Genomic DNA, 26,964 nt, shown 5'->3' on the forward strand with positions numbered 1-26,964 from the left:
GTTCAAATCGCCTCTAGTTCGCTCAAAAAGTCACGAAGATCATCAAAGTCTTCCGCGCTGCCGGCGCGGAAGGTGGCAGCGGCCTGGGCATAGGCGCGCAACGTTTCAGTCTGGAACACTTCCACCAGCGGCACTTCCAGCCCCAGTTCGGCCTGCACCCGCGAAGTGATCTGGATCGCCAGCAAGGAGTGGCCGCCCACTTCGAAGAAGTTGTCGTCCAGGCCCACGCGGGGCAGGTGCAGAATCTCGGCCCAGATTGCGGCGAGCTGCTGCTCAAGCTCGGTTTGCGGGGCGACGTAGTGCTGCTGCATCAGGCTCGCATCCGGCTCGGGCAAGCCCTTGCGGTCGAGTTTGCCGTTGGGGGTCAATGGCATTTGGTCCAGGAACATGAAGTGCGTGGGCACCATGTAATCCGGTAGCCGGGTTTTCAGGGCCCGGCGCAGGCTGTCGCGGAACGCGGTGTGGTCGAGCTGCACGGTGGCGGGCACTACATAGGCGACCAATTGCTTACCGGCCAGGCCTTCCTGGGCCACGACGACGGTTTCGCCGACGCTGTCCTGCTCGCGCAGGCGTGCTTCGATCTCGCCCAACTCAATACGGAAACCACGAATTTTCACCTGATGGTCGACACGCCCGAGGTAATCCACCACGCCGTCCGCACGGCCACGGGTCAGGTCGCCGCTGCGGTAAACGCGGCTGCCAGGCTTGCCGAACGGGTCCGGCACAAAACGCTCGGCGGTGAGTGCCGGGCGCTCCAGATAACCACGGGCCACGCCTTCGCCGCCGAGGTACAGCTCACCAGCCACGCCGATGGGTTGCAGGTTGAGTTGTGAGTCCAACACGTAGCCGCTGCGGTTGCCCAACAGTGTGCCGATCGGCGCGTAGACGGCGCCGCAGGGATCGCCTCGGCGGGCTTTCCACAGCAATGGCGTGACCACGGTTTCGGTCGGGCCGTAGCCGTTGAACAGGTATGTTGGTTTCAGTGCGCGCCAAGCCAGGTCGTAACTGGCCTGCGCCACCGCATCACCGCCGAAGCAGTACACGCGCACATTGGGCGGGTTGCCATCGCGCTCGGCATGCTCGGCCAATTGTTGCAGGTACACCGGCGGGAACACGGCCATGGTCACGTGGTGACGGTGCATTTGCGCGTAGGTGTATTCGGGCAGCCACAGGCTGTCGTCGCGGATCAGCACGCTGGCGCCATTGATCAGCGGGTGCATCCAGCCTTCGTGGGAGCCGTCAAAGGCAAATGACATGAAATGCAATTCGCAATCGGCCGGGCTGGTTTCGTAGCGTTCCCCGGTGGCGATGATGTGCGCCACCAGTGGCCCGTGGGAAACGGCCACGCCCTTGGGCATGCCGGTGGAGCCGGAGGTGTAGATCACGTAGGCGAGGTTATCGCCATCCAGATTTACCTGCGGCGCGGTATCGCTGTAGCCGGTCCAGTCTTCGGTGCGGTCAATGGCCAGTGTGTCCAGACCCTCGGCGAGCGGCAATTGCGGCAAGGCGCTGGTGTGGCTCAGCAGCAACTTGGCGCGGCTGTCTTGCATCATGTACAGCAAACGATCACGCGGGTATTCGATGTCCAGCGGCACATACACGCCACCGGCTTTCATCACTGCGAGGAACGCCACCATGATTTCCGCACTGCGCGGCATGGCAATCGCCACCCGCACTTCCGGGCCGACGCCACGAGCGATCAGCGCATGGGCCAGGCGGTTGGCCTGGCGGTCCAGCTCGTCATAAGTCAGGGTTTGTGCATCGAACTTGACCGCCACCGCATCCGGGGTTTCCCGGGCGCGATCGGCGAACAGTTCGTGTACCAGGCGCTCGGCCGAGAAACCGGCGTCGGCCTGGTTCCACAGCTGCAGGATGTGCTGTTGCTCATCCTGGCTGAGCAGGTTCAACTGGCTGATGGGCTGCTGCTGGTCGGCAACCATCGCCTGCAACAGGTTCTGCCAGTGGCGTGCCATGCGTTCAATGGTCGACGCTACGAACAGGTCGGTCGCATAGCTCAGGGACGCACTCAACTGGTCACGGGACTCCTCGATATCCAGGGTAAGGTCGAAATGCGCGGCCGTTTCATCCCAGCTCACCGGGCTCATGTCCAACTGCGCCAGGCGCTGTAAATGCTCGCTGGCCTGGCTGATGTGGTGGTTGAACGCCACCTGGAACAACGGGCTCAAACTCAGGCTGCGCTCAGGTTGCAGGGCCTCGACCAGTTGCTCGAACGGCAGGTCCTGATGGGCCTGGGCTTCCAGGGCGCGCTGTTTGACCTGCTGCAGCAACTGGGCAACGGTGGTTTGCGCGTCGATCTCGGCCTTGAGCACCTGGGTGTTGACGAAGAAGCCGATCAGCCGTTCGGTTTCTACGCGGTTGCGGTTGGCGATTGGCACGCCGACACGGATGTCCTGCTGGCCGCTGTAGCGATGCAACAGCGCGTGGTAGGAGGCCAGCAACAGCATGAACAGCGTCACACCTTCGCGCTGGGCCAACGACTTGAGGCCATCGAGCAACGGGGTCGGCAGCGCCATATACAAACGCGCGCCGCGATGGGACGGTACCGCAGGGCGCTGGTGATCAAAAGGCAACTCCAGCACCGGTTGCTCGCCGCCGAGCAGTTCACGCCAGTAGTCGAGCTGGCGCGCCTTTTCACCGGCTTCCATCCAATCGCGCTGCCATTTTGCGTAGTCGGCGTATTGGATCGGCATCGCCGGCAATTGCAGGGCCTGGTCTTGGCTGTAGGCCGTATACAACTGCACCAGTTCGTCGACCATCACTTGCATCGACCAGCCGTCGGAGATGATGTGATGTTGCACCAGGACCAGCACATGCTCGTCTTCAGCCAGGCGCAAGAGGCTCACACGCATCAGCGGCCCCTGGCGCAGATCGAACGGTTGCGCCACCAGCGCTTGCACCCTGGATTTGAGCTGCGCTTGGTCGGTGAGCGCGAATGCGAGTTCGATCCGCGCCTGTGGGCTGACCACTTGCACCGTGCGGTCGGTTTCTTGCTGAAAATGCGTGCGCAGGCTGTCGTGACGCGCCACCAGGGTATCGAAGGCACGTTGCAGGGCGCAGCGGTCCAGCGGACCTTTCAAGCGCAGCGCACTCGGCACGTGATAGGCCGAACTGTGCGGGTCCAGTTGCCAGAGGAACCACTGCCGTTCCTGGGCATAGGACAGCAACAATGGCTGATCGCGATCCGCCGCCACCATCGCCGGCGCCGAAGCGCTGACCGCGGCCAGAGTGTTGACCCCAGCCAGAGTGTTAACAAAGTCGCCCAGCACGGGCTGCTCAAACAGCGTGCGCAGTGCAACTTCGAGCCCCAGGCCATGGCGCAAGCGGGACACCACTTGCGTGGCGAGCAACGAATGCCCGCCCATCTCGAAGAAGTGATCGTTGAGCCCTACCCGTACGGCGCCCAGCACCTGGGCCCAGATGGCCGCGACACGTTGCTGGGTCTCGGTGACCGGTGCAACCCAATCGACCAGAGCTTGGCTGGTATCCGGCTTGGGCAGCGCGGCACGGTCGAGCTTGCCGTTGGGGCTCAGCGGCAGGCGCTCCAGCACCAGCAGATGCGCCGGCACCATGTAGTCCGGCAGCTCTTGGCGCAACGCGGCCTTGAGCTGCGTGCGCAACTGGGCCTGCTCGGTGTCGGACAATGACTGGCTGGCCACGATATAGCCGACCAACTGGTTGTCCGCCGCGATCACCAGCGCCTCGCGCACACTGGCCTGGACCAGCAGGCGCGCTTCGATTTCACCCAACTCGATACGGAAACCTCGCACCTTGACCTGATGGTCGATTCGCCCCACGTACTCGATCATCCCATCGGCGCGATAGCGCGCCAGGTCACCGGTGCGGTACAAACGGCCGACGCCGTCAGCACAGAAAGGATCGGGAATGAAGCGGTGGGCCGTCAGGTCCGCACGCTTGAAATAACCCCGCGCCAGCAGCGGCCCGCCGATCACCAACTCGCCGGCGACACCTACCGGCACCGGGTTGAGGTTGGCATCCAGCAGGTAAATGGCACGGCCATCCAGCACGCGGCCAATCGGCATCATCGACGGCAAGGCTTCACGGCCCTCGACATACGCGGCGCAGTCCAGGGCAGTGGCGGTCACGGTGGCTTCGGTAGGCCCGTAGGTATTGAGCAGCCGCACATGCTGCAAGCCTGCTGCGCGCCAGGCATTCAGCCCTTCAGGCGGCATGGCTTCGCCGCCAATGTGCAGTTGGCGCAGGCGCCCATAATCACGTGGGCCTAGGTCTGCAAAGTCGCGCACCAGAGACAGCCAATAGGCCGTGGTCAGGTCGACCACGGAAATATCGTGTTCAATCAGTTGCTGGTAGAAGGTGTCGCTGTCCCACAGTTCGCCACCGCGTACCACCACCGCCGCACCGCAGCACAGCGCCGGGTAGAGCTGCTCGACAAAACCGTCGAAGTTGAAGGTGCCAAATTGCAGCACGCGGTCATGGGCCTGCAGCGCAAACAGTTCGGTGAACACCTCCACATGCCGGGCCAGGGACGCCAGGTCGATGCCCACGCCTTTTGGCCTGCCGGTCGAGCCGGAAGTGAACATCACGTAGGCCAGGTTGGCCGGCTGCGCCCTCGACACGGGGTTTTCAGCACTGTAATCGGCCAACCAGTCTGCGCCGGACTCCAGGCACACAAGCGTCAGGTTCGCGCTGATCGGCAGATGCGCCACCAACGGCTGCTGAGTCAGCAGTAATTGCAGACCGCTGTCCTCGATCATGCATTGCAGGCGTTCGGCCGGGTATTTCGGGTCCAGCGGCACATAAGCGCCACCGGACTTGAGCACCGCCAGCAAGCCAACGATCATTTCCAGGGAACGGTCCACCGCCACGCCCACCAGGGTGTCGGCGCTGACGTCCAACGTGATCAGACGATGGGCCAGGCGATTGGCGCGCAGGTTGAGGTCGGCGTAGGTCATACGCTGCTGGTCCAGGATCAGTGCGATGTTTTGCGGGTGCAGCGCGGCTTGTTGTTGGAAGCGCTGCAATACGCTTGCCTTGGCCGTTTGAGCAACACTGCGCGGGTTCCAGTCTTGCAGCACGCGGGTGTATTCAGGGTCCAACAGCAAGGGGATGGCGCCCACGGCTTGCTCCGGCGCCTGGATAAATTGCTGCAGCAAGCCCTGCAAGTAGTTGCCAATGTGCTGCACGGTGTCGGTGGCAAACTGCGCACGCAGGTATTCCAGGTGCAGGCTCAGGCGCTCGCCGCCGTGCACGGTCAGTGTCAACGGGTAGTTGGTGCGCTCCTGATGACTGACGCCACTGAAACGCAAACCGCCCTCGCCCGACTGTTCCAGCGTCTTGGCCACCGGGAAGTTTTCGAACACCACCAGCGTGTCGAATAATGCCTCACCGGCCGAACCGGCCCAGCGCTGGATATCAAACAGCGGCGTGTGTTCATGCTCGCGCATTTCCAGGTTCAGTGCCTGTACGCATCGCACCCAATCGCTGACGCTTTGCGCCGGGCTGGCGGCGGCAATCAGCGGCAAGGTGTTGATGAACAGGCCGACTTGCTGCTCGACATCCGCCAACTGCGCCGGGCGCCCGGACACCGTCACCCCACAGGCGACGCTGGACTGGCCGGTGTAGCGTTGCAGCAGCAACAGCCACGCCGATTGCACCAGGGTATTGAGGGTCACTTGGTGTGCACGGGCGAAGGCCGTCAGGCGCTGAGTCTGGATAGCATCCCACTCACACAGGACTTCACCGTATTCACCCGCACTCTGCGCTGGGCTCTTGGCCACACTGCGCGCCAGGTGCGTCGGCTCGTCCAACTGCGCCAGGCGCTGGCGCCAAAAGGCCTCGCCCAACGCCGGATCCTGCTGCTGCAACCAGGCGATGTGCTGGGAAAACCCCGCGCCCACCGGCGCCAATGCCTGGCCCTTGCAGGCCTGCAGCACTTCATTGAGCACCAGTGCGTTACTCCAGCCATCCATCAGGATGTGATGGCTGGTGTAGATCAAGTGCCAGCAGTCTTCAGCCGTACGTACCAACGCCACTCGCAGCAACGGCGGACGCGCCAGCTCGAAGCCCTCGCGGTGGTGCTCGGCGGCCAGGCTACCCAGGGCGGCGGGAAGGTCCTGACGGCCACGCCAGTCGAGATCGGTGAACGGCAAGCTGACCTGTCGATACACCACTTGCAGGGCCTGGCCCTGGTCGTCCTGCCAGACAAACCCGGTGCGCAACATGTCATGCCGTGCCAGCACTTGCGCCCAGGCGCGCTGGAAGACTGCCACGTCCAGCCCGTGCACATCGGCGCGCAGCTGGCTGACGTAAATATCATCCTCGCCCTGTTGGTAGAGGCTGTGAAACAGCATGCCCTGTTGCATCGGCGACAGCGGGTACAGGTCCTGCACGTCCCTTGCCGGCAGTGCCAACTCGTCGAGCTGGGGCTGGGTCAAATGCGCCAGGGTCACGTCGGCCGGTGTCAGGCCGCCCTGTTTAGGGTCGACGCAATGCGCGATCAGGGCCAGCAGTTCCTGCTGGTAATCATCCGCCAGCTGCTGGATAGTCGCGACCTCGAACATTTCACGGCTGAACCCCCACTGCAGGGCCAATTCACCGCCGTACACCTGCCCCTCCACCGTCAGCCAGTTAGCCAGCGGCGCCTCCGGGTCTTGAGCCTGCCCACTGCCCTGGGTGGCGGGAACGAACAGCGCCGACTCGTTGAACTGGCGGTCGAACTGCCCCAGGTAGTTGAACGTGATGCGTGGCGCGGCCAGGTTCGAGAGGGCTTGACGGGCGTCAGGCGTGCCGAGGTAGCGCAGCTGGCCGTAGCCAATGCCTTTGTGCGGCACGGCGCGCAGTTGCTCCTTCACCGACTTGATCGCCGCCGACAGCTCGCCATCAGCTTGCAGGCGCACCGGGAACAGGCTGGTGAACCAGCCCACGGTGCGGCTCAAGTCAAGCGTGTCGAACAGGTCTTCACGGCCATGGCCTTCCAGCTGGATCAGCGCGGCAGGCTGCTCGCTCCAGCGGCTGACCACTCGCGCCAGCGCGGTTAGCAGCAAGTCATTGACCTGGGTGCGGTAGGCCGCCGGGGCGTCTTGCAGCAGTTGACGGGTGTGTTCGGCGCTCAAGCGGATTTCGAGCTTGCTGCCCAGGCGATTCTGCAGGCCGCCCTGGGGGTTGTCGCAGGGCAGATCGGCGCTCGCGGTCTGGGCCTGCCAATACGGCAGTTGGTTGCCCAGCGTCAGCGCATGGGCCTGCAACTGCTGCGCCCAGTCTTGGTAGGCACTGGTCTTGGCCGGCAGCGCAGCGTTGCGGTAAGCCTGCTGCAGGTCTTCGAGCAGGATGCGCCACGACACGCCATCGACCACCAGGTGATGCACCACCAGCAGCAGGCGCTGGGCGCCGTCTGCCATCGAGACCAGTACCGCGCGCAGCAGCGGACCCTGTTCAAGGTTGAGGCTGCCGTGTGCCTTGTCGCAAAGTGCGGCCAGCTCAGCCTCGTCAGCGACTTGGGCCTGCCACACTGAAGCACTTGCAACCGGCTCGGCGTGGGCCTGCTGCCAACCGTCTGCCTGGCGCACAAAACGCAGGCGCAGGGCGTCATGGTGGTTAATCAAACGGGTCAAGGCCGCGTCAATGCGCGCGGGCTCCAGGGCTTCACGCGGGGCCAACAGCAGCGACTGGTTCCAATGCTGGCGCGCCGGGATCACCTGCTCGAAAAAGCTGTGTTGCACGGGCGTGAGGATCACCTCGCCGCTGACTGGCCCCTGATCGATAACCGCCGCCTGTTCAAAGCTCGCCACCAGCGCCAGGCTGCGCACGCTCTGGTACTGGAACAGGTCACGCGGGCTGAGGCGAATCCCCGCCTGACGGGCGCGGCTGACCACTTGGATGGAGATAATCGAGTCGCCACCCAGCTCGAAGAAGTTGTCGTCCAGACCGACTTGCGCGGCGCCGAGCACATCACTCCAGATTGCCGCCAGGGCTTTTTGCAGGGCGTTTTCAGGCGCGATAAAGGCTTGCTGCGGCGCAGCATCCGGCAACGGCAGCGCCTTGCGGTCGAGCTTGCCGTTGGCAGTGACCGGCAGTTTGGCCAGGGTGACGAAGTGCGTGGGCACCATGTATTCCGGCAGGCTGCTGAGCAACCAGGCCTTGAGGTCGCTCGGCGCTTCACCCTCGTTAACCAGGTAGGCAACCAGCTGTTTGCCGCCCTGCACCAGCACCACCGCTTCTCGCACCTGCGGGTGTTGGATCAGGCGGGTTTCGATTTCGCCCAGCTCGATACGCAAGCCGCGCAGCTTGACCTGATGGTCGAGGCGGCCGAGGTACTCGATCACGCCATCGGCACGCTGGCGCACGCGGTCGCCGGTGCGATAGAGGCGCTCTCCGTCAACAAAAGGGCTCGGCACAAAGCGTTCGGCGGTCAAGCCCGGGCGGCGGTGATAGCTGCGCGCGAGGCCGACACCGCCCAGGTACAACTCGCCAGAGACACCGGCGGGCACCGGGTTGAGCTGGGCGTCGAGGACATAGGTAGCCAGGTTGGCAATCGGACGACCGATGGGCACGCTGTCGGCGCCTTCGTCGACGCATGTCCAATGGGTGACGTCGATGGCGGCTTCGGTGGGGCCGTAGAGGTTGAACAAACCCGTCGCTGGCAGTTTGGCGAACACCTGCAACTGCGCGTCCAACGGCAAGGCTTCGCCGCTGCACACGATGCGTTTGAGGCTCGTACAAGCCTGCACGCCCGCCTCATGGATAAACGCCTGAAGCATCGACGGCACGAAGTGCAAGGTGGTAATGGCGTGACGGCCGATGGTCTCGATCAGTCGCGCCGGCTCGCGATGTTCGCCAGGAGCGGCGACCACCAGCCGAGCGCCGGTCATCAATGGCCAGAAAAATTCCCACACCGACACATCAAAGCTGAACGGGGTTTTCTGCAAGACCGCATCGCTGGCGTCCAAACCGTAAGCCTGCTGCATCCAGCACAAACGGTTGACCAGCGCGCGATGGCTGTTGCCGGCGCCCTTGGGTTTGCCGGTGGAACCGGAGGTGTAAATCACGTAGGCCAAGTTGAGCGCCTGGATGGCCACGGCCGGTGATTCACTGCTATAGCCGGCAAGCCAACCCGGCGCCTGGTCCAGAACGATCACTTGCACGCCATTAATCGGCAGCGAAGCCTGCAGGCTTTGCTGGCTGAGCAACAGCGTGATGCCGCTGTCTTCGATCATGTAGGCGAGGCGTTCCTGGGGGTATTCGGGGTCCAACGGCACATAGGCACCGCCGGCCTTGAGGATCGCCAACAGGCCCACCACCATCTCGACCGAACGCTCCACACAGATACCCACCAGCACGTCAGGGCCAACGCCCTGCTCGCGCAAGGCATGGGCCAACTGGTTGGCGCGGGCGTCGAGCTGGGCATAGCTCAACGTGGTCGCACCAAACACCAGCGCCGGAGCATCCGGGGTGCGCTGTACCTGCTCTTCAATGAGCCGATGCACTCCTTGCGCGGTCGGGTACGCCTGGGCCGTCTGGTTCCATGCCTGGACCAGCACCTGCTGCTCATCGGCGGCCAGCATCGGCAACTCACCGATGCGGTGTTCGTCGCCGGAAACCATGGCCTGCAGCAGGCTGACCCAGTGCTCGGCCATGCGTGCAATAGAGGGCGCGTCAAACAGGTCGTTGGCGTAGGTCAACGCAGCGTGCAAGGTGCCGGACTTTTCATAGGTATCCAGGGTCAGGTCGAACTGGGTGGTACGGCCTTGCCACTCCACCAGCGCCAGTTCCAGACCGGAGGCGGTGCTCACCGAGGCAATGTCCGCTACCACCGGCTGGTGGTTGTACATCACCTGAAACAGCGGCGTATGGCTCAGGCTGCGCTCGACCTTGAGGGCTTCCACCAGACGCTCGAACGGCAGCTCCTGATGGGCCTGGGCGCCGAGGGCGTGCTCCTTGATGCCCTGCAACAGTTCGGCGACACGGGTTTGCCCGGTTAACTCGGTACGCAGAACCTGAGTGTTGACGAAAAAACCGATCAGCCCTTCGACCTCACTGCGATTACGATTGGCGATCGGCACACCGACGCGGATATCGCCCTGCCCCGTGTAGCGATGCAACAACACGTTGAAAGCGCCCAGCAGCAACATGAACAGGGTGACGTTGTGCTTTTGCGCGCAACTACGCAGCTGCGCGGCGAGGCCTGAATCGATGGCGAAATTATGCCGGGTGCCCTGGTAGCTGGGCATGGCCGGACGCGGGCGATCGGTGGGCAGTTCCAGAACCGGATGCTCATCACCCAGACGTGCCTGCCAGTATTCAAGCTGGCGTGCCTGCTCCCCCGCTTCCAGCCAACGGCGCTGCCACAGGGCGTAGTCGCTGTACTGGATCGGCAGCGCCGGCAATTGCGGCGTCTCGTGGCGTTCGTGGGCGTCGTAGCAGCGAATGAACTCGTCGATCAGCACATTCATCGACCAGCCATCGGAGACGATGTGGTGCAGGGTCAGCAGCAGCACATGCTCTTGCGCATCGAGCTTGAGCAATTGCACGCGCAGCAGTGGGCCGTTTTCCAGATCGAACGGCAGCAGTGATTGACGGGTCGCCGCCTGGTTGACGGCCTGCTCGCGTTCGTCAAAGCCCAGCGCACTGAAGTCCAGAGGCTCGACGGCAACCGACGGCTCGATGGCAACTTGCAGCAAACGATCGTCGGCCTGGCGCTGGAACACCGTGCGCAGGGTTTCATGACGTGCCACCAGGCTTGCGAATGCCTGCTCCAGTGCGCGCAGGCTGAGGGCGCCTTTTAACCGCACCGCGCCGGGTAGGTTATAGGCACCACTGGCCGGGTCCAGTTGCCACAGAAACCACATGCGCTGCTGCGCGTAGGACAGCGCCTGGCGGTCCTCCACGTCCACGCCCGCCGGAATCGGAAACCGGGAAAAATCCACGCCTTCTTTCTGCAGGGCTTGCAGGAAAACCTGGCGTTTCTCCAGGGGCAACCCGATAAACCGGCGAGCAAGTTTCAAGGAGTCTTCAGCATTCATTTCTTGGAGTCCGGAACAATAGGCAGGAAGCACAAAGGCACGTCGTCCCTATAAAACGAACCGGACAAGGAAAAATTAGCGGGGCGTAAGCGGCGTGAAGCGCGGTGTCATCAAGGGTTACATCAATCTCAGCCAAGGCTCGCAAACTCAGGCTAGCATTGACGAACACCACTTTTTGCAACTACATTTAGTTACACGCAGGGAACGCCGTGTCCAAAAATGAAAAGCTGCTCGCCAAACTGCTCAATGAGCACATGGCTTTTACCTGGCCTGAGCTGGTAACGCTGCTGCACCAGCTCGGCTACAGACAGATTGAAGGGGCTGGAAGCCGCGTAAAATTCGATATCGGCAACCCCAGTGCAATGATCACCTTGCACAGGCCCCATCCCGGCAACGAACTGAAACACTACATTCGGCGCCAGATCATCGAACAATTGAAATCAGGAGAACTGATTCAGTGGACAACCAACTGAAACACCAAGGCTACATCGGCTCTATCGAAGCCAGCCTCGAAGACAACTGCCTGTTCGGCAAGGTGCTGTTCATCAAGGCACTGCTGAGCTACGAAGGCAAAACCGTGGCCGAGCTGGACGCGGCGTTCCGTGAGGCCGTGGATGACTACCTCGTGACCTGCCAGACGCTGGGGCAAACCCCGGAGAAGCCTTGCAAGGGTTCATTCAACGTGCGAGTGGGGCATGACCTGCATTTGGCAGCGGCCCTGGCAGCGACGCGCAAGAAAGTGACGCTCAATGACCTGACGCGGCAGGCGTTGAATGAGTTTTTGCAACATCACTGCGCAGAACCACTCCCGGCGGTAGGCTGACGCCCCAACCGCCGATACCCAAACGCGGCTGAACCCAACACCACCGCCCCCGCCGCCAATGCCACCCAGAACCCGCTGGCAGCGCCAAAGTGGTCGATCATCCAACCGGAGCTGGCTGCACCAATGGCCACGCCGATGCTCAGGCCGGTGATCAGCCAGGTCATGCCTTCAGTCAGGCGGCTGGGCGGCACCACCTGCTCCACCAGGGCCATGGAGACGATCAACGTTGGGGCAAAGAACAGCCCGGAGATAAAAATCGCCGCCGCCAGACCGGGGATGTTGGTCACCAGCAGTAGCGGTAATGTGGTCAACGCCGTGGCTACGCCGCAAAACAGAAACTGCCGAGGCAACGGCGCCTTGAGCTTGAGCATGCCAAAGGCCAAACCCGCCAGGCACGAGCCGATGGCATACACCGACAGCACGATACTGGCCGCCGCCGGTTGGCCCTGGTGTTGGGCAAAGGCTACGCTGACCACGTCCACCACACCCACGATCACGCCCATGGCGAGCAGCAGGATCATCAGGATCAATACCGACGGTGAGGCGATCAACCAGCGGCCGTGGTGGTCTTGTTGCGCGTGCACCGGCGGTTCTGTCGCGCGCTGCAGCACAAACGTGGTGACGCCAACCGCCAACAGCAACGCCGCCACCAACGGCCCCGCTTCCGGGAACAGCACCACGCACAGCCCCACCGAAATTGGCGGGCCAATAATAAAACACACCTCATCAAGCACTGACTCCAGAGCAAACGCGGTTTGCAGCCTGGGCTGGCCGCGGTACAGCTCGGTCCAGCGCGCCCGTACCATGGCCGACATGTTCGGCATGCAACCAGCCAGTGCGGCGAACACAAACAGCGTCCAGGCTGGCGCCTGCAAGCGTGTGCACAGCAACAGCAGCAACAACGCTCCGCCGCCGATCAGCGCCGCAACCGGCAGCACCCGACCCTGGCCATAGCGGTCCACCAGGCGGGACACCTGCGGCGCGCAGAATGCCGTCGCCAGGGCAAACACTGCCGCCACCGAGCCTGCCAGGCCATAACCGCCATGCACTTGCGAGAGCATGGTGATCAGGCCGATGCCGGTCATCGAAATCGGCATGCGCGCAAGCATGCCCGCCAGTACAAACGCCCGGCTGCCTGGGGCCTGGAATAACTCGGCGTAGGGATTTGCCATCCTGCTTAACCTCTTCCTCAACCCTTGAAACTTGCGATTTGCAGGTATCAAGGCAAAATACATACGGTGCGTATGTGACAAATCATGCGTAACATACGCAGCGTATGTCAATCACTCACTGAGATAACGCGAGCCTTACCCATGAGCCGAGTCCGTACCGAAATGATCGACGCCACCCGTGCCCGGCTGATCGCCAGCGCTCGCCAAGCCTTCGCTACCCAAGGCTACGCCAACACTTCGATGGATGATTTTACCGCGCGCGCCGGCCTCACCCGCGGTGCGTTGTACCATCACTTCGGCGACAAGAAAGGTTTATTGGCGGCGGTGGTCGCCGAGATCGACGCGGAGATGGACGCGCGCCTGCAAGGCATCAGCGATCAGGCGCAGGAGCCCTGGAGCGGCTTTTGTGAGCGCTGCCGCGCCTATTTGCGCATGGCCCAGGATGGCGAGATCCAACGCATCGTGTTGCAGGATGCGCCTGCGGTACTCGGTGATACCGGTTCCCAGCAACAATGCGTGGAATCCCTGCGCCAGTTGCTGGAGGCGATGATGCAGGCCGGTGTCATCGCGCGAGCCCCCAGCGTCGCGCTGGCTCAGTTGATCAATGGCAGCCTGGTCAACACGGCCCTGTGGATCGCCCGTGACGAACACCCACACGTGCGTCTGCAAGAAGGTTTGCAGGGCCTGGAGCTGTTACTGCAAGGCCTGAAGCAACCTGTCACACCAGCCGTTTGATCTGCTTGTGGCGCCACACCAAGCGGTAATAGGCGGTCTGCAACACCAGCATCGCCAGGTAGGTCACCGGAAACGCCATCCACACGCCTTCCAGGCCGAAGTGCGCGTTGAACAGATACGCCATTGGCAACTCGACACACAGCACACAGAAGATCGAAATCGCCACCGGCATCAACACCACGCCGCTGGCGCGCATGATCCCGCCGATCACCGCCTGGAACCCGAACACCAGGATGCTCCACAGCATGATATGCAGCAGGTGCTCGGCATTGAGCCGCGCCGCGTCGTCCGTGATGAACAAACCCAGCAACCAGTGGGACAACAAGTAACCCAACAGGATCAAGCCACCGGTGAGACACAGATTGATCACAAGCCCGGTGCGCAGGATCGGCCCGATACGCTCCAGGCGCCCGGCACCAATCGCCTGGGCACCGAGGATCGAGGCCGTGATCGCAATCGACAGCGCCGGGAACTGCACATAGTTGACGATCTGCGTCACCGCGCCATAGGCCGCCGTAGCTTGTGAGCCGTGACCGTTGACCAGCGCCAGAATCACCAGCTCCGACAGCGACAACACCACCATCTGCAAGCCGGTTGGCAAGCCGATGCGCAGGACCTTGCCGAGGATGGCCCGGTCCAGGCGCAAGGCCGCGAGCAGTTCACGGTCCGGCGCCATCACATGGTTTTTATGCCGCAGGCGCAAAATCAGAAACAGCATGGCCGCCGCGTTGCCCACCAAGCCTGCATACACCGCACTCTGAATCCCCATGGGTGGCAAGCCGATCCAGCCGCGAATCAGCGCCGGGGTCAGCAGCAGGCCGACCAGGGTCGAGACCATCAACGCCAGCAACGGCGAAACCGTATCACTCACTCCCCGTAACAGCTGGGTGTAGAGGATAAACACCAGCAGCAGCGGCATGATCAACATCATCATCTGGGCATAACCCACTGCGTCGTCGAGCACATCGATTGGCGTACCCAACGCCTGCAACGCCGGGCGCGCGAACAGGCTGCCCAGCACTGCCGCGATCAAGCCCACCAACGCGCCAAGTGTCAGGGTGGCGCCGGTAATCACCTTGACCATCGCAGTTTCCTGGGCGCCCCAGGCTTGCCCTATCAACACTGAAGCGCCCGCCCCCAGGCCGATCACCAACGCAATAAAGAAAAATACGATGGGGAACATCCCCGACACCGCCGCCAGCGCCTGGGTGCCGAGCATCTGCCCGACATAGATGCCGTTGAGGGTGCCGGAAAAGCTTTGCAGGAAGTTGGACAGCACCATGGGTGCCAAAAACATCAGGTAGATCTGCCACAACGGCCGCTTTGGGGTGACGTCCATGCTGGTTTGAATCCTTGAATTATTGTTATGCGGTAAAGGCATTGCGTGATAGCCAGGCCAGGTACGTCTGCACGTCTACCGGCCAATGCGCGATCTTATGGGAAAAGTCAGCACCATCATGGGCAAACAGCGCCCGTGACGCGTCTTCAAACCCTGGCAGGTCACCGCCGAGGGCGCTCATGAAACGATAGCTGGCTTCTTTGGCCTGGCGCATTTGATCATGAGCTGCGTGAACAGTGCGCGCTTCATCCACCAACCGGCGTAACGCCGCCGACGCGCCGCCACGTTGTTGGCCCAGCCATTCCCAGTGGCGCGGCAGCAGAGTGACTTCCCGCGCAACCACGCCCAGCTTGGGACGCCCGACCGAAGGCGTCGCGGGAGGGGCTTCATCGACTTGGGCCGGTGCCGCTTGGACAGGCGCATAATCCGCAGGCCACGGATAATCGACCTGGGTGCCGGTGGCATCGTCGAAGACCAGGAAACTGCCGGTGGGCAGGTCAAGGCCCGCCAGCGCTTCGGCCACCTGGGAATAGGCGCCGGCTGCCACGCGTTGGTGACGGACAAAGGCAGTGCAGACTGCTGTATTTTGAATAGGCATTTATTATTACCCGGGCGATATTTATTTTACCCGGATTATATTAACTATATTTCAATAATCCGCAAACCGATGCGGTAAAAACCGTCGGCGCGGCCACACACTTGTCGCGTTAGCTGCAACCTGAACCTGTGGGAGCTGGCTTGCCTGCGATTGCGATTTGGCAGCTTGCATCTTCGGCGACTGGTTTACCGCCATCGCAGGCAAGCCAGCTCCCACACAAAAGCGGATCTTCATTGCGTTGAGATGAGCTAGCCACCAAAGGTCTGCGACGGCCGACGCAACGTCGGATCAAACGGGTTGATCCGTGGCCCGATCGCCGCCGCTTCGCGCTTGAGCAACTCCACCACCATCGGCAACCGGCTCGGCCCCAAGCGGTCACTGATGGTCGCCACACTCAGCGCCGCCACCGCGTGCCCGTCGCGATTCAGAATCGGCACCGCCAACCCGGCCATGCCTTCGAGCACGCCGGTGTTACGCGCCGCATAACCCAGACGCCGCACATTCTCGACCTCGGAGCGCAACAACACCTCGTCATACAGGTGAAAATCCTTGAGGCGTGGCAGGTTGTAGCGAATCACCGTCTCACGCTCCTCCTCCGGCAAGAACGCCAGAATCGCCAGGCTGCCCTGCCCCACGCCGAGCGCCACGCGCCCGCCGATATCGCCAGTGAAGGTGCGAATCGGATACGGCCCTTCGCTGCGGTCCAGGCAGATCGCATCAAAGCCGCTGCGCGCCAGCAAAAACAGCGAATCGCCCAATGAAGCACTCAGGCGCAACATGCTCGGGCGCACCAGATCGCGCAAATTACCAGTCTTACCCGCGTTGGCCGCCAGGGCGAAGAACTCCAGGCTCAGGCGATAGCGCTTACTGCGCGCATCCTGCTCAACCATGCCCTCCTCCATCAGGCTGCGTAGCAGCCGGTGCGTGGTGGGTTGCGACAGCCCGACTTGCTGCGCGAGCTGAGTGACGCGCTCACCGCCTTCGGGCACTTCGCCCAACGTGCGCAATAACGCAAACAGCCGAGAGACGCTCCCAGCGCCGACTTCCTTACCGTTTTCATTCCGCTCAGTGGAATTCATAACACTTAATCTCGGCATACATTCTGGTGAATGAATAAAATTGAAAATAATAGTCCGTTCAGTGAAATTCTATCTTCCGCCCATCCTAGTCTTCGTCCTAATCTGCGTCCACAGGGGCGAAATGAACAACAACGAGCAGCCGACGTGAGATCGAGCGCCAACGCACCCGCAACACTCTTTTCGCATCTGCCCAAAACAAAAAAGCGCGTTTCGACGCGTCTCAAAAAAGGTGGAACGCAGACATGGCTTTTCTCCAACTCAACGCCTTGAGCAAACGCTACGGCGCCGTCGACGCTGTGGTCGCCACCGACCTTGCGGTGGAAAAAGGCGAGTTCGTTTCCCTGCTCGGCCCTTCGGGCTGCGGCAAAACCACCACGCTGCAAATGATCGCCGGTTTTGTGGACGTGAGCGGCGGGCAGATCCTGCTCGACGGCCGCGACATCACCCACGCCAAACCCGCCAGCCGTGGCTTGGGCGTGGTATTCCAGAGCTATGCGTTGTTCCCGCACATGAGCGTGCGTGACAACGTGGCCTTCGGCCTGAAGATGCGCAAAGTGCCGGCCGCCGAAATCGCCAGCAAAGTCAAAACCGTGTTGGAACTGGTACGCCTGGCCCCGCACGCCGAGCGCTACCCGCGTGAATTGTCCGGCGGCCAGCGCCAACGTGTGGCCCTGGCGCGTGCGCTGGTGATCGAGCCGCCCGTGCTGCTGCTCGATGAGCCACTGTCCAACCTCGATGCCAACCTGCGCGAAGAAATGCAGTTTGAAATCCGCCGCATCCAGTGCGCCGTGGGCATCACCACCTTGATGGTCACCCACGATCAGGCCGAAGCGCTGTCGATCAGCGACCGCGTGGTGGTGATGCAGGCCGGGCGCGTGACCCAGATCGACGCGCCCTACAAGCTCTACGAACACCCACGTACGCGGTTTATCTCGGACTTTGTCGGCAAGGCCAACCTGCTGGCCGGTGACTATGACGAATTCGGCACTGCGCAAGTGCGTCTTGTCGGCGGCAAAGGCGAACTGGTACTGAGCCTGCGCCCGGAAAAAATCCAGCTGGTGGATGCCGGCGCAGGCCGCCTGCAGGGCAAGGTTCTCGACAGTTATTTCTTCGGCAGCCAGTGGCTCTACCGCATCCAAACGTCTCTGGGCGAAATTACCGTGGTACGCAGCAATGACGGCAGCGCGCCGCTCGGCTGCGGCGCGCCGGTGGGCCTGGACTGGCACGCCGAATTGCTGCGTGTGCTGGCGGCCGATGAGGTGCGCGCATGAGCCGCGGTTATCTGTTGTCGCTGCCGGCGCTGCTGCTGTTCAGCGGCCTGCTGATCCTGCCGCTGTTCATGACCCTGGTGCTGTCGTTCAACGTGTTCGACTACCAGGTGGGCGTGAAGGCTGGTGAGTGGACCTTTGCCCACTACCTGTCGCTGTTCAGCGATGCGTACTTCTACGAGATCTTCTGGCGCACCTTCTGGATCAGCGCCCTGGTGACCCTGCTGTGCGTGGTGATCGGCGTACCCGAAGCCTACATCCTCAGCCGTATGGGCACGCCGTGGCGCTCAATCTTTTTGATTTTGATCCTCACGCCGCTGCTGATTTCGGTGGTGGTGCGCGCCTTCGGCTGGAGCTTGTTGCTCGGCGCCGATGGGCTGGTCAACCAAGTCATCCAATTCCTCGGCGGGCGCCCGGTGAAGCTGCTGTACACGCCGTTCGCCGTGGTGATTGCACTGGTGCACGTGATGCTGCCGTTCATGATCATCCCGGTATGGACCTCGCTGCAAAAGCTCGACCCGTCGGCGGAACAGGCGGCGTTGTCGCTGGGCGCAAGCCAGGCCACGGTGATGCGCAAGATCGTATTACCGCAAGTGATGCCGGGCGTGCTGTCCGGCACCTTGATCGTGTTCGGCTTGGCCGCCAGTTCGTTTGCGATCCCCGGCCTGCTCGGCGGACGCCGCCTGAAAATGGTCGCCACCGTGGTGTACGACCAGTACCTCTCGGAACTCAACTGGCCCATGGGCGCGACCATTGCGGTGGTGCTGCTGTTGGTCAATTTGCTGATCATGCTGAGCTGGAACCGCATGGTCGAAGGCCGCTACAAAAAGTCCCTGGGGGTTTAAGCGCATGTCCAGAAACGGTCCTTTGGCCCTCGGTTTTCATGGTGTGGTGGTGCTGTTCATGATGGCGCCGCTGGTGGTGGTGTGCCTGGTGGCCTTCACCCCGGAAAACACCTTGAGCCTGCCCACCTCGGGCTTCTCGCTGCGCTGGTTTCGCGCGGTGTTCGAGCGTGCCGACTTTATCCAGGCGTTCTACAACAGCCTGATCCTGGCGTTTACCGCCGCCACCTTGGCCACGTTGATTGCAGTGCCCGCCGCCTTGGCGATCAGCCGTTATCAGTTCCCGGGGCGCAACTTTTTCAGCGCGTTGTTCCTCTCGCCTATCATCATCCCGCACCTGGTGCTGGGCGTGGCGATGCTGCGCCTGTTTGCGCTGATGGGCGTCAATGGCAGCTTCACCTGGCTGATGCTGGCGCACGTGGTGATCATCACGCCGTATGTGCTGCGCCTGGTGTTGGCGTCGGCCATCGGCATTGATCGCAGTGCCGAGCAAGCCGCCGAATCGCTGGGTGCCGGGCGCTTCACGCTGTTCCGTCAAATCACCTTACCGATGATTCTGCCGGGCGTGGCCGGCGGCTGGTTGCTGGCGTTCATCAACAGTTTCGATGAAGTGACGCTGTCTATTTTTGTCAGCTCGCCAGCCACGCAAACCCTGCCGGTGCGCATGTACGTGTACGCCACCGAGTCCATCGACCCGATGATGGCGGCGGTCTCGGCGCTGGTCATTGCACTCACCGCAGCCACCATGATCCTGCTCGACCGGGTTTATGGCCTGGACCGCGTACTGGTGGGGAAACATTGATGGCCTTGTTCAAACGCTTGGCCGAAACCCGGCGCCCTGCCCTGGCCTTCACCCTCGACGGGCAACCGGCCACCGGTTTGCTGGGCGACACGTTGCTCACCGCCATATTGACCTACGCCGAGCACCTGCGCGGCAGCGATTTCAGCGCCGAACGCCGCGCCGGTTTCTGCCTGATGGGCGCGTGCCAGGACTGCTGGGTGCGGCTGGAGGATGGGCGCCGTGTGCGGGCTTGCTCGACGCTGCTGCAAGAGGGCCAGGCGATCAGCCGCGATCCGGGGCGTCAGGCATGAAACCGATCGTGATTGTGGGCGCAGGCCCGGCGGGCATCAGCGCGGCGCGCACCTTACTCGACCATGGCGTCAAGCCTTGCCTGGTGGATGAAAGCCTGCGCGGCGGCGGGCAGATTTACCGGCGCCAACCGGCTAATTTTCAGCGCTCGGCCAAGCAACTGTATGGCTTTGAGGCGGGCAAGGCTACGGCCGTACACCGCACACTGGATGAGTTGGCGCCGCTGATCGACTACCGGCCCGAAACCCTGGTGTGGAATGCCGAGGACGGTCGCCTGGATATGTTGACTAACGGCTACGCCGAAAGCGTGGAGTACGCGCAGATTATCGTCGCCACCGGCGCCACCGACCGCATTCTGCCGGTGCCCGGCTGGACCTTGCCTGGTGTCTACAGCCTTGGCGCTGCGCAAATCGCGTTGAAATACCAGGGCTGCGCCATCGGAGAACGCGTGGCGTTGTGTGGCAGCGGGCCGTTGCTGTATCTGGTCGCGTACCAATACGCCAAGGCCGGGGCCAAGGTGGTGGCGGTGCTCGACAGCGCGCCGTTCAGTGCCCAGTGCCGTGCTTTGCCGGCGCTGCTGGGGCAACCGGCGACCCTGGCCAAAGGCATTTATTACCGTGCCTGGCTCACTGCCTATGGGGTTCCCGTGTATCAGGGCGCGACGCTCCAGCAAATCGACGGCGAGCAACGGGTGCGTGGCATCCGCTGGGATAAGCACGTAGTGGAATGCGATGCCGTGGCGTTCGCCCATGCGCTGCGCAGCGAGACGCAACTGGCGGATTTGCTCGGCTGTGAATTTGCCTGGAACAGCTTGAATCGCGCCTGGCTGCCACAGCGCGACAGTGCCGGGCGCAGCAGCGTCAGCAGCGTGTACCTGGCCGGTGACGGGGCCGGGATCATGGGCGCCGATGCCGCGCAGATGGCCGGTGAACGTGCGGCGTTGGCGGTCCTGGAAGATTCAGGCATTGCCATCGATCCGCTTCGCCCAACGCTGCTTGAGCAGCAACTGGCGGGTATCCAGCGCTTTCGCCGTGGGCTGGAAACCGCGTTCCCTTTCCCCGAGCAATGGGCTGCACAGGCGCCGGATGAGTTAATCCTGTGCCGCTGCGAAGAAGTCAGCGTCGGCGACGTACGCGCCGTCGTCGATGAAGGCCACTGGGAAATCAACCGGGTCAAAGCCCACTGCCGGGTCGGCATGGGCCGCTGCCAGGGCCGCATGTGCGGCCTGGCGGCAGCAGAGATTGTGGCCGAGCGCAGCGGTCGCGCCATACAAGACGTTGGCCGCCTGCGCGGTCAGGCGCCGATCAAGCCGCTGCCGTTTGGTGTGCAGGTGCAGCCATGATCGACGTGATCGTGTTGGGTGGCGGCATCGTCGGCGCCTCGGCGGCGTTGATGCTCGCGCAAAAAGGCCAGCGTGTGGCCTTGGTGGAGCGAGACTTTTGTGGCTCGCACTCCAGCGGCGTGAATTACGGCGGTGTGCGCCGCCAGGGCCGCCCCTTGCATCAACTGCCACTGTCACAACGCGCCCATGAACTGTGGGCCGACCTGCCGGGGTTGATCGGCATCGACGGCGAGTATGTGCGGTCCGGGCATTTGAAACTGGCGCGCAGCCATGGGGATTTCGCCGCGCTGCAAGCCTATGCCGAACAGACCCGTGGCTTTGGCCTGGGCTTGCAGTTGTTGGATTACACCGAACTGCGCGCTCGCTTCCCTTGGGTCGGGGATATCGCGGTGGGCGCCTCGCTGTGCCCTGAAGACGGGCATGCCAACCCGCGCCTGGTGTCGCCCGCTTTCGCCCGTGCGGCGCAGCGCCTTGGCGCGGCGGTGCACGAGCAGGCCGAAGTGACTCAGATCGATCATAACGGCCAGTGCTTCCAGGTGCGCTGCGCCAATGGCCTGCACCTGCACGCGCCGTGGTTGCTGAACTGCGCGGGGGCCTGGGCCGGTACGGTTGCCGCGCAATTTGGCGAGCCGGTGCCGATTACCTCGGCACACCCGGCGATGCTGGTGACCGAGCCGCTGCCGGTGGTGATGAACGTGAGCACCGGCGTTGAAGGCGGCGGGATTTATGCGCGGCAGGTCGCCCGTGGCAATTGCATCCTCGGCGGCGGCCGTGGTTTTGCCCTTGGCCCGCTGACGGCGCGCCCTGGGCAAGCGGCAGTTTTGGAGATTCTGCGCAATGCCGGCGAACTGTACCCGTTTCTCAAGGGTGCCCAGGCGATTCGTACCTGGAGCGGCACCGAAGGTTACTTACCCGATCAAGAACCGGTGATCGGCCCCAGCAGCACCCAACCTGGCCTGCTCCACGGTTTCGGCTTTGCCGGCGCCGGGTTCCAGCTCGGCCCCGCCGTCGGTGAAGCCCTGGCAGAGATCGTCTGCACAGGCGCCAGCCGCCAACCCATCGAAGCGTTTTCCATTCGTCGTTTCCAAGCCTGAGAGGAAAAACCCATGAACCCACGTATCGCGCTGTCCTGCTTGCCCCTCGCCTTGCTCACCGCCACCGCCCATGCCGCGCCAACGCTATACTTGGGCATGAACGGCGGCACCATGGAACGGGTGTACGCCGACAAGGTGCTGCCCGCGTTCGAGAAGGCCAATAACGTCAAGGTGGTGATTGTGCCCGGCACCTCGTCGGACATCCTCGCCAAGGTCCAGGCCAACAAAGACAACCCGCAGATGCACGTGATGTTCCTCGACGACGGCATCATGTACCGCGCCATTTCCATGGGCCTGTGCGACAAACTCACACCCAACCCGACCCTGGACCAGATCCCGGCCAAGGCCAAAATCAAGGATGAAGCGGTTGCCGTGACCCTGGGCGTCACGGGCCTGGGCTACAACGCCAAGATGTTCAAGGAAAAAGGCTGGGCCGCGCCCACCTCATGGATGGACCTGGCCGATCCGCGATTCAAGGACAAAGTGGTGTTCCAATCGCTGGCCTCCTCCACCTTCGGCCTGCACGGTTTCTTGATGTTCAACCGCATCCAGGGCGGCTCCGAAACCAACGTGGAGCCAGGCTTCAAGGCCTGGCCAAAGACCATCGGCCCCAACGTTCTGGAATACATCGCCAGCTCCGCGAAGATTTCCGAGATGGTACAGACCGACGAAGCGGCGATCTTCCCGCTCACCCCGACTCAAGTGACCACGCAGCAATTGCTCGGCATCCCGATGGAATACGCCCAGCCCAAGGAAGGCGCAGTGGTGCTCAACGTGGCCGAATGCGTGATTGCGCGTAATGACCAGCCGGAACTGGCACAGAAACTTGCGGCCTTCTTGCTGACCGCCCAAGCCCAGGCGCCGGCGCTGGAAGAAGGTGACCAGATCCCGTCGAATCCGACTACGCCAACCACCGACAAAACCCGCGCGCGGGTGGAGGCCATGCAAGGTTACTTGCAGACAGCGATTTCGATTGATTGGGACCAGGTGAACCAGGCGCGGCCGGAGTGGAATGCGCGGTGGAGCCGCTCGATCGAGCGGTAGCGGGCAGGCCTGGTGTGCTCCCGCGTGACTGCGCGGGAGCTACGGGCAGCGAATGTTTGCCAGTTTCAGTCGCATGTCGTGATAGCGGTAAGTGTTTAGCAGAAGTATTCCCAGCAGTGGAAACACAACCCCCAACAGATAAGCCAGCGCGTGGGGCCGGTATTGAATGGTCGGGGTCACCACTATCAAGCAGAGGACAAAATAGCCGGTATGCCATCCAGTGGAAGCAACGCGCCCGCGTGCCAGCATCCAATGGCCAAGGCCAGATAAAATCATCAAGCCCAGCAACAGCGCAACGGTACATCCGGTTTGCATCGCCGGGCCAAGGCGGCGCAAATAGGTGGTGCTCGCCAGAAAGGTAGCGGCCCCGCCTGAAAGCAGGCTTACAACGACCATAAGCATAAATTCCGGCAGGAACCGGGCAACACGGTTTGCAGTTGACTCCCTCACGCGATAGCGCCCCCCGGCCAGACAAGGCCGCTTGTGCAAAAGCGTAGAGGGTAATCAGTAACTCCCAGCGAGTGATGTAGGACGCGTCTCATTTTTTAACGCGCAGAACTACCGCTCTAGCCGCGAAACACCGGCACAGCACGTTACCGGGCCTGCAGTTAGCGCGTGGCCATCGCGCTCAGCTCTTCGCGACTACGGCTGATGACTGCACCGGCATTGAGCAACTCCTCTACCGCCGCCGCACCACCCGCCTCGCTGATGCCTCGGCACGCCGGCAGGTGCAGAACCACTTCCAAGCCAGCCTTGAGCAGTTGCAAGGCGGTGGTCTTGACGCAGAAGTCCAGGGCCAGGCCACCCACGATCACGCGACGCACGCCCTGGGCCTTGAGGTACTCGATAACCCCCGTGGACAGCTTGTCGTGCAGGTCGTGGTAACAGGCGCCATAGGGATGCAGGTCGGGTTCAACGCCCTTCCAGATGAAGTAGTCGTAGTCATACGGGGTGGGTAATTCGTCGAGCAAGGTGAAGCCTTCAGTGCCCGGCACACAATGACTGAGCCAGGTAAGGTCGGCATGCTCAAGGCCGGTGGGCTTGAGCATGTCGCCAGGTTGCGTGACCACCCACGGTGCTTGCGGGGTATGTGCGTCTTTGCTGCCGACACGGTAACCGGCAAGACTGGCCATGTAGTTGAGTTCGGCACCGATCTGGTCGCCACCGGCCACCGGCAGTTCATTGGGGCACAGCGGCGTGAAACTCTTTTGAGGGTCGACGTCGAATGAGGCAATGGCAGTTTTCGCAAGGGGCATGGCGGCACTCCTGTGAGGTGCAGGTAAAAGTAGACATGAGGGACGGCTGCCTCCACAAACACTTTGTTTACTTTTTTGAGCACAGTGTTGCCGTCCAAGAAGCTCAAAGATCAAAGGTGGGAGCTGGCTTGCCTGCGAAAGCGGTGGGTCAGGCAGCAAGACTGCAACTGATAGACCGCCATCGCAGGCAAGCCAGGCCCACACTTGACCTAGTTCATCCAGTTACCGCCGTCGACGTTGTAGGTCTGGGCCACGATGTAATCGGCATCTTTGGAGGCCAGGAAGATCGCCATGCCGGTCAAATCCTCAGCCGTGCCCATGCGCCCGAACGGCACTTCGGCCCCAACCCTTTGTTTCTTCTCGCCAGGCGCCAGCCCTTCATGCCTGGCAAACAGCGCATCCACGCCATCCCAGTGCTCGCCATCCACCACGCCCGGCGCGATGGCATTGACGTTGATACCCTGCTTGATCAGGTTCAAACCCGCCGACTGCGTGAGGCTGATCACCGCCGCCTTGGTCGCACAATACACCGCCACCAATGCCTCGCCGCGCCGCCCCGCCTGGCTGGCCATGTTGATGATCTTGCCGCCGTGGCCCTGGCGGATCATCTGGCGGGCCGCGGCCTGCAAGGTGAACAACGTGCCGCCGACGTTGATCGAAAACAGCCGGTCAAAGCTGTCGCGAGTGATATCGACGATGGGCGCCAAGTCGAACAGTGCGGCGTTGTTGATCAGGATATCGAGTTTGCCGGCATGGGCCACCACGGTGGCAATCGCGCCGTCGATGGAGGCTTGATCCGTGACGTCCATCGCGACCGCGTAAGCCAGTGGCCCCAGTTCGGCGGCTGTGGCCTGCGCGCGTTGCAGGTTGATATCGGCAATGGCAACCGTTGCGCCTTCAGCGATATAAGCCTGGGCAAAGACGCGGCCAATACCGCGCGCCGATCCGGTGATCAGCGCGCTTTTACCTTCGAGTCGTTTCATAAGGAAGTCCTGTTTACTTAGGGTAACCGGCGCGTTTCATTTCGCGTTCGGTGGTGGACTGAGCCTCAAGCAGCGCCTGGTCAACCGTCATGCCGCCGGTAAGCGCCGCCGAGAACAGCTTGCCCACCGAGGTGCCGATGGCCTGGAACTCCGGGATGGTCACGTACTGAATGCCCACATACGGCACCGGCTGGGCCGACGGGTGCGCAGGGTCGGCGTGTTTCATCATTTCCAGCGTCACCTGGGCAAACGGCGCGGCCTTCAGGTAAGCCTCGCTGTAGGTGGACTGGCGAGTGCCCGGTGGTACGTTGGTGATGCCTTCTTTGTCGGCGACCAGTTGGATGTAGTCCTTGGAGGTGGCCCAGGCAATAAAGGCCTTGGCGGCGTCCTTGTGTTTGGACGTGGCCGGGATGGCCAGGGACCAGGCATAGAGCCAGGAGGAGCCTTTGTCGGTGACTTCGGTCGGCGCGGCGGCAAACCCTACACTGTCGGCCACTTTGCTCTGGGTTTTGTCGGTGGTGAACGAGCCGGCGACGCTGGCATCCACCCAGATCGCGCACTTGCCGCTGTTGAACAGCGCCAGGGTTTCGTTGAAGCCGTTGCTGGAGACGCCTGGCGGGCCGTAGTTTTTCAGGGTGTTGACGTAATAGTTGGCGGCGGCCGTCCATTCAGGGCTGGTCAGCTGCGGCTTCCACTGTTCGTCGAACCAGCGTGCGCCAAAAGCGTTGGCCATGGTGCTCAACAAGGCGATGTTCTCGCCCCAACCCGCTTTGCCACGCAGGCACATGCCGTATTGGTCTTTATCTTTTACCGTGAGTTTGGCGGCAAACTCACCGAGCTTAGTCCAGGTCGGGTGCGCAGGCATGCTCAGCCCCGCTTGCTTGAACAAGTCGGTGCGGTAGTAGGTGACCGTGCTTTCACCATAAAACGGCAACGCGTACAGGGTGTTGTTGACCGACAAGCCTTGGCGCACCGAAGGGAAAATATCCTCGGCGTCATAGTTGGCAGGCAGTTCGGTCAGCGGTTCCAGCCAGTGTTTGGCGCCCCACAATGGCGTCTCGTAGGTGCCGATGGTCAGCACATCGAATTGCCCGCCCTGGGTGGCGATATCGGTGGTGAGGCGTTGGCGCAGCACGTTTTCTTCGAGCACCACCCAATTGAGCTTGATGTCCGGGTGCTGCTGCTCGAACACCTTGGACAGGCGCTGCATGCGGATCATGTCACTGTTGTTGACTGTGGCGATGGTCACGGTGTCGGCGGCGTAGCTGGGCATGGCCAGCG

At 62.3% G+C, this 26,964-nt stretch carries 19 protein-coding genes; 10 read left to right on the plus strand and 9 right to left on the minus strand.

From position 1 onward, the window contains the following. Nucleotides 1-2: 2 nt before the first annotated feature. Complete coding sequence (locus tag HX790_RS00300) at nt 3-11,018, minus strand: non-ribosomal peptide synthetase (RefSeq protein WP_176991089.1); 11,016 nt, start codon at nt 11,016-11,018, stop codon at nt 3-5. A 209-nt stretch (nt 11,019-11,227) separates the two neighbouring features. Between HX790_RS00300 and HX790_RS00305 the strand changes: the two genes are divergently transcribed. Then, a complete protein-coding gene (locus HX790_RS00305; protein ID WP_017139593.1) occupies nt 11,228-11,491 on the plus strand; it encodes a type II toxin-antitoxin system HicA family toxin in 264 nt (87 codons plus the stop codon). Then, a complete protein-coding gene (locus tag HX790_RS00310) occupies nt 11,476-11,841 on the plus strand; it encodes a type II toxin-antitoxin system HicB family antitoxin (protein ID WP_176991090.1) in 366 nt (121 codons plus the stop codon). The genes HX790_RS00305 and HX790_RS00310 overlap by 16 nt, the downstream gene beginning before the upstream one ends. On the opposite strand, the gene HX790_RS00315 is transcribed toward HX790_RS00310, so the two are convergent. Next, a complete protein-coding gene (locus HX790_RS00315; protein ID WP_176991091.1) occupies nt 11,808-13,013 on the minus strand; it encodes an MFS transporter in 1,206 nt (401 codons plus the stop codon). The two genes, HX790_RS00310 and HX790_RS00315, sit on opposite strands and share 34 nt — an antisense overlap. A 141-nt stretch (nt 13,014-13,154) precedes the next feature. Between HX790_RS00315 and HX790_RS00320 the strand changes: the two genes are divergently transcribed. Continuing rightward, nucleotides 13,155-13,748 (plus strand): TetR/AcrR family transcriptional regulator, encoded by a 594-nt coding sequence (locus HX790_RS00320; protein WP_176991092.1) that lies wholly within the window; start codon nt 13,155-13,157, stop codon nt 13,746-13,748. Here HX790_RS00320 and HX790_RS00325 read toward each other — a convergent pair. The 3 genes from HX790_RS00325 to HX790_RS00335 form a co-directional block, all read right to left on the minus strand. Beyond that, nucleotides 13,732-15,087, minus strand: coding sequence for an MATE family efflux transporter (locus HX790_RS00325; RefSeq protein WP_017139597.1), 1,356 nt, complete (start codon nt 15,085-15,087; stop codon nt 13,732-13,734). The two genes, HX790_RS00320 and HX790_RS00325, sit on opposite strands and share 17 nt — an antisense overlap. Nucleotides 15,088-15,112: 25 nt before the next feature. After that, nucleotides 15,113-15,685, minus strand: coding sequence for a DUF2239 family protein (locus HX790_RS00330; RefSeq protein ID WP_099549280.1), 573 nt, complete (start codon nt 15,683-15,685; stop codon nt 15,113-15,115). Between the two features lie 248 nt (nt 15,686-15,933). Next, nucleotides 15,934-16,764: an IclR family transcriptional regulator gene (locus HX790_RS00335; RefSeq protein ID WP_017139599.1), complete on the minus strand. Its 831-nt coding sequence runs from the start codon at nt 16,762-16,764 to the stop codon at nt 15,934-15,936. 242 nt (nt 16,765-17,006) lie between these two features. On the opposite strand from HX790_RS00335, the gene HX790_RS00340 reads away from it, so the two are divergent. From HX790_RS00340 to HX790_RS00370, 7 genes are read left to right on the plus strand one after another with little or no spacing between them, the layout of a single operon-like run. Continuing rightward, complete coding sequence (locus HX790_RS00340; RefSeq protein ID WP_017139600.1) at nt 17,007-18,035, plus strand: ABC transporter ATP-binding protein; 1,029 nt, start codon at nt 17,007-17,009, stop codon at nt 18,033-18,035. Next, entirely contained in the window at nt 18,032-18,877 is an 846-nt protein-coding gene (locus tag HX790_RS00345; RefSeq protein ID WP_017139601.1) for an ABC transporter permease, read from the plus strand. The genes HX790_RS00340 and HX790_RS00345 overlap by 4 nt, the downstream gene beginning before the upstream one ends. A gap of 4 nt (nt 18,878-18,881) precedes the next feature. Continuing rightward, nucleotides 18,882-19,676: an ABC transporter permease gene (locus tag HX790_RS00350; RefSeq protein ID WP_176991093.1), complete on the plus strand. Its 795-nt coding sequence runs from the start codon at nt 18,882-18,884 to the stop codon at nt 19,674-19,676. Then, complete coding sequence (locus HX790_RS00355; protein WP_176991094.1) at nt 19,676-19,966, plus strand: (2Fe-2S)-binding protein; 291 nt, start codon at nt 19,676-19,678, stop codon at nt 19,964-19,966. Before HX790_RS00350 ends, HX790_RS00355 begins: the two co-directional genes overlap by 1 nt. Then, nucleotides 19,963-21,306, plus strand: coding sequence for an NAD(P)/FAD-dependent oxidoreductase (locus tag HX790_RS00360; RefSeq protein WP_017139604.1), 1,344 nt, complete (start codon nt 19,963-19,965; stop codon nt 21,304-21,306). Before HX790_RS00355 ends, HX790_RS00360 begins: the two co-directional genes overlap by 4 nt. Continuing rightward, on the plus strand, nt 21,303-22,400 hold the full coding sequence (locus HX790_RS00365; protein WP_017139605.1) for an FAD-binding oxidoreductase: 1,098 nt from the start codon (nt 21,303-21,305) through the stop codon (nt 22,398-22,400). Before HX790_RS00360 ends, HX790_RS00365 begins: the two co-directional genes overlap by 4 nt. 12 nt (nt 22,401-22,412) lie before the next feature. After that, entirely contained in the window at nt 22,413-23,444 is a 1,032-nt protein-coding gene (locus HX790_RS00370) for an ABC transporter substrate-binding protein (protein WP_017139606.1), read from the plus strand. A 39-nt stretch (nt 23,445-23,483) separates the two neighbouring features. On the opposite strand, the gene HX790_RS00375 is transcribed toward HX790_RS00370, so the two are convergent. The 4 genes from HX790_RS00375 to HX790_RS00390 all read right to left on the minus strand — a co-directional run bounded on the left by HX790_RS00375 (nt 23,484) and on the right by HX790_RS00390 (nt 26,956). Then, nucleotides 23,484-23,840: a hypothetical protein gene (locus tag HX790_RS00375; RefSeq protein ID WP_017139607.1), complete on the minus strand. Its 357-nt coding sequence runs from the start codon at nt 23,838-23,840 to the stop codon at nt 23,484-23,486. A gap of 212 nt (nt 23,841-24,052) precedes the next feature. Continuing rightward, a complete protein-coding gene (locus HX790_RS00380; RefSeq protein WP_017139608.1) occupies nt 24,053-24,700 on the minus strand; it encodes a nicotinamidase in 648 nt (215 codons plus the stop codon). 209 nt (nt 24,701-24,909) lie between these two features. Further along, nucleotides 24,910-25,683 (minus strand): L-iditol 2-dehydrogenase, encoded by a 774-nt coding sequence (locus HX790_RS00385; RefSeq protein ID WP_017139609.1) that lies wholly within the window; start codon nt 25,681-25,683, stop codon nt 24,910-24,912. 13 nt (nt 25,684-25,696) lie between these two features. Continuing rightward, nucleotides 25,697-26,956, minus strand: coding sequence for a sugar ABC transporter substrate-binding protein (locus tag HX790_RS00390; protein ID WP_370589491.1), 1,260 nt, complete (start codon nt 26,954-26,956; stop codon nt 25,697-25,699). Nucleotides 26,957-26,964 lie beyond the last annotated feature (8 nt).

This window comes from Pseudomonas sp. IPO3747 (assembly GCF_013385245.1).
GTDB classification, from domain to species: Bacteria; Pseudomonadota; Gammaproteobacteria; order Pseudomonadales; family Pseudomonadaceae; genus Aquipseudomonas; species Aquipseudomonas edaphica.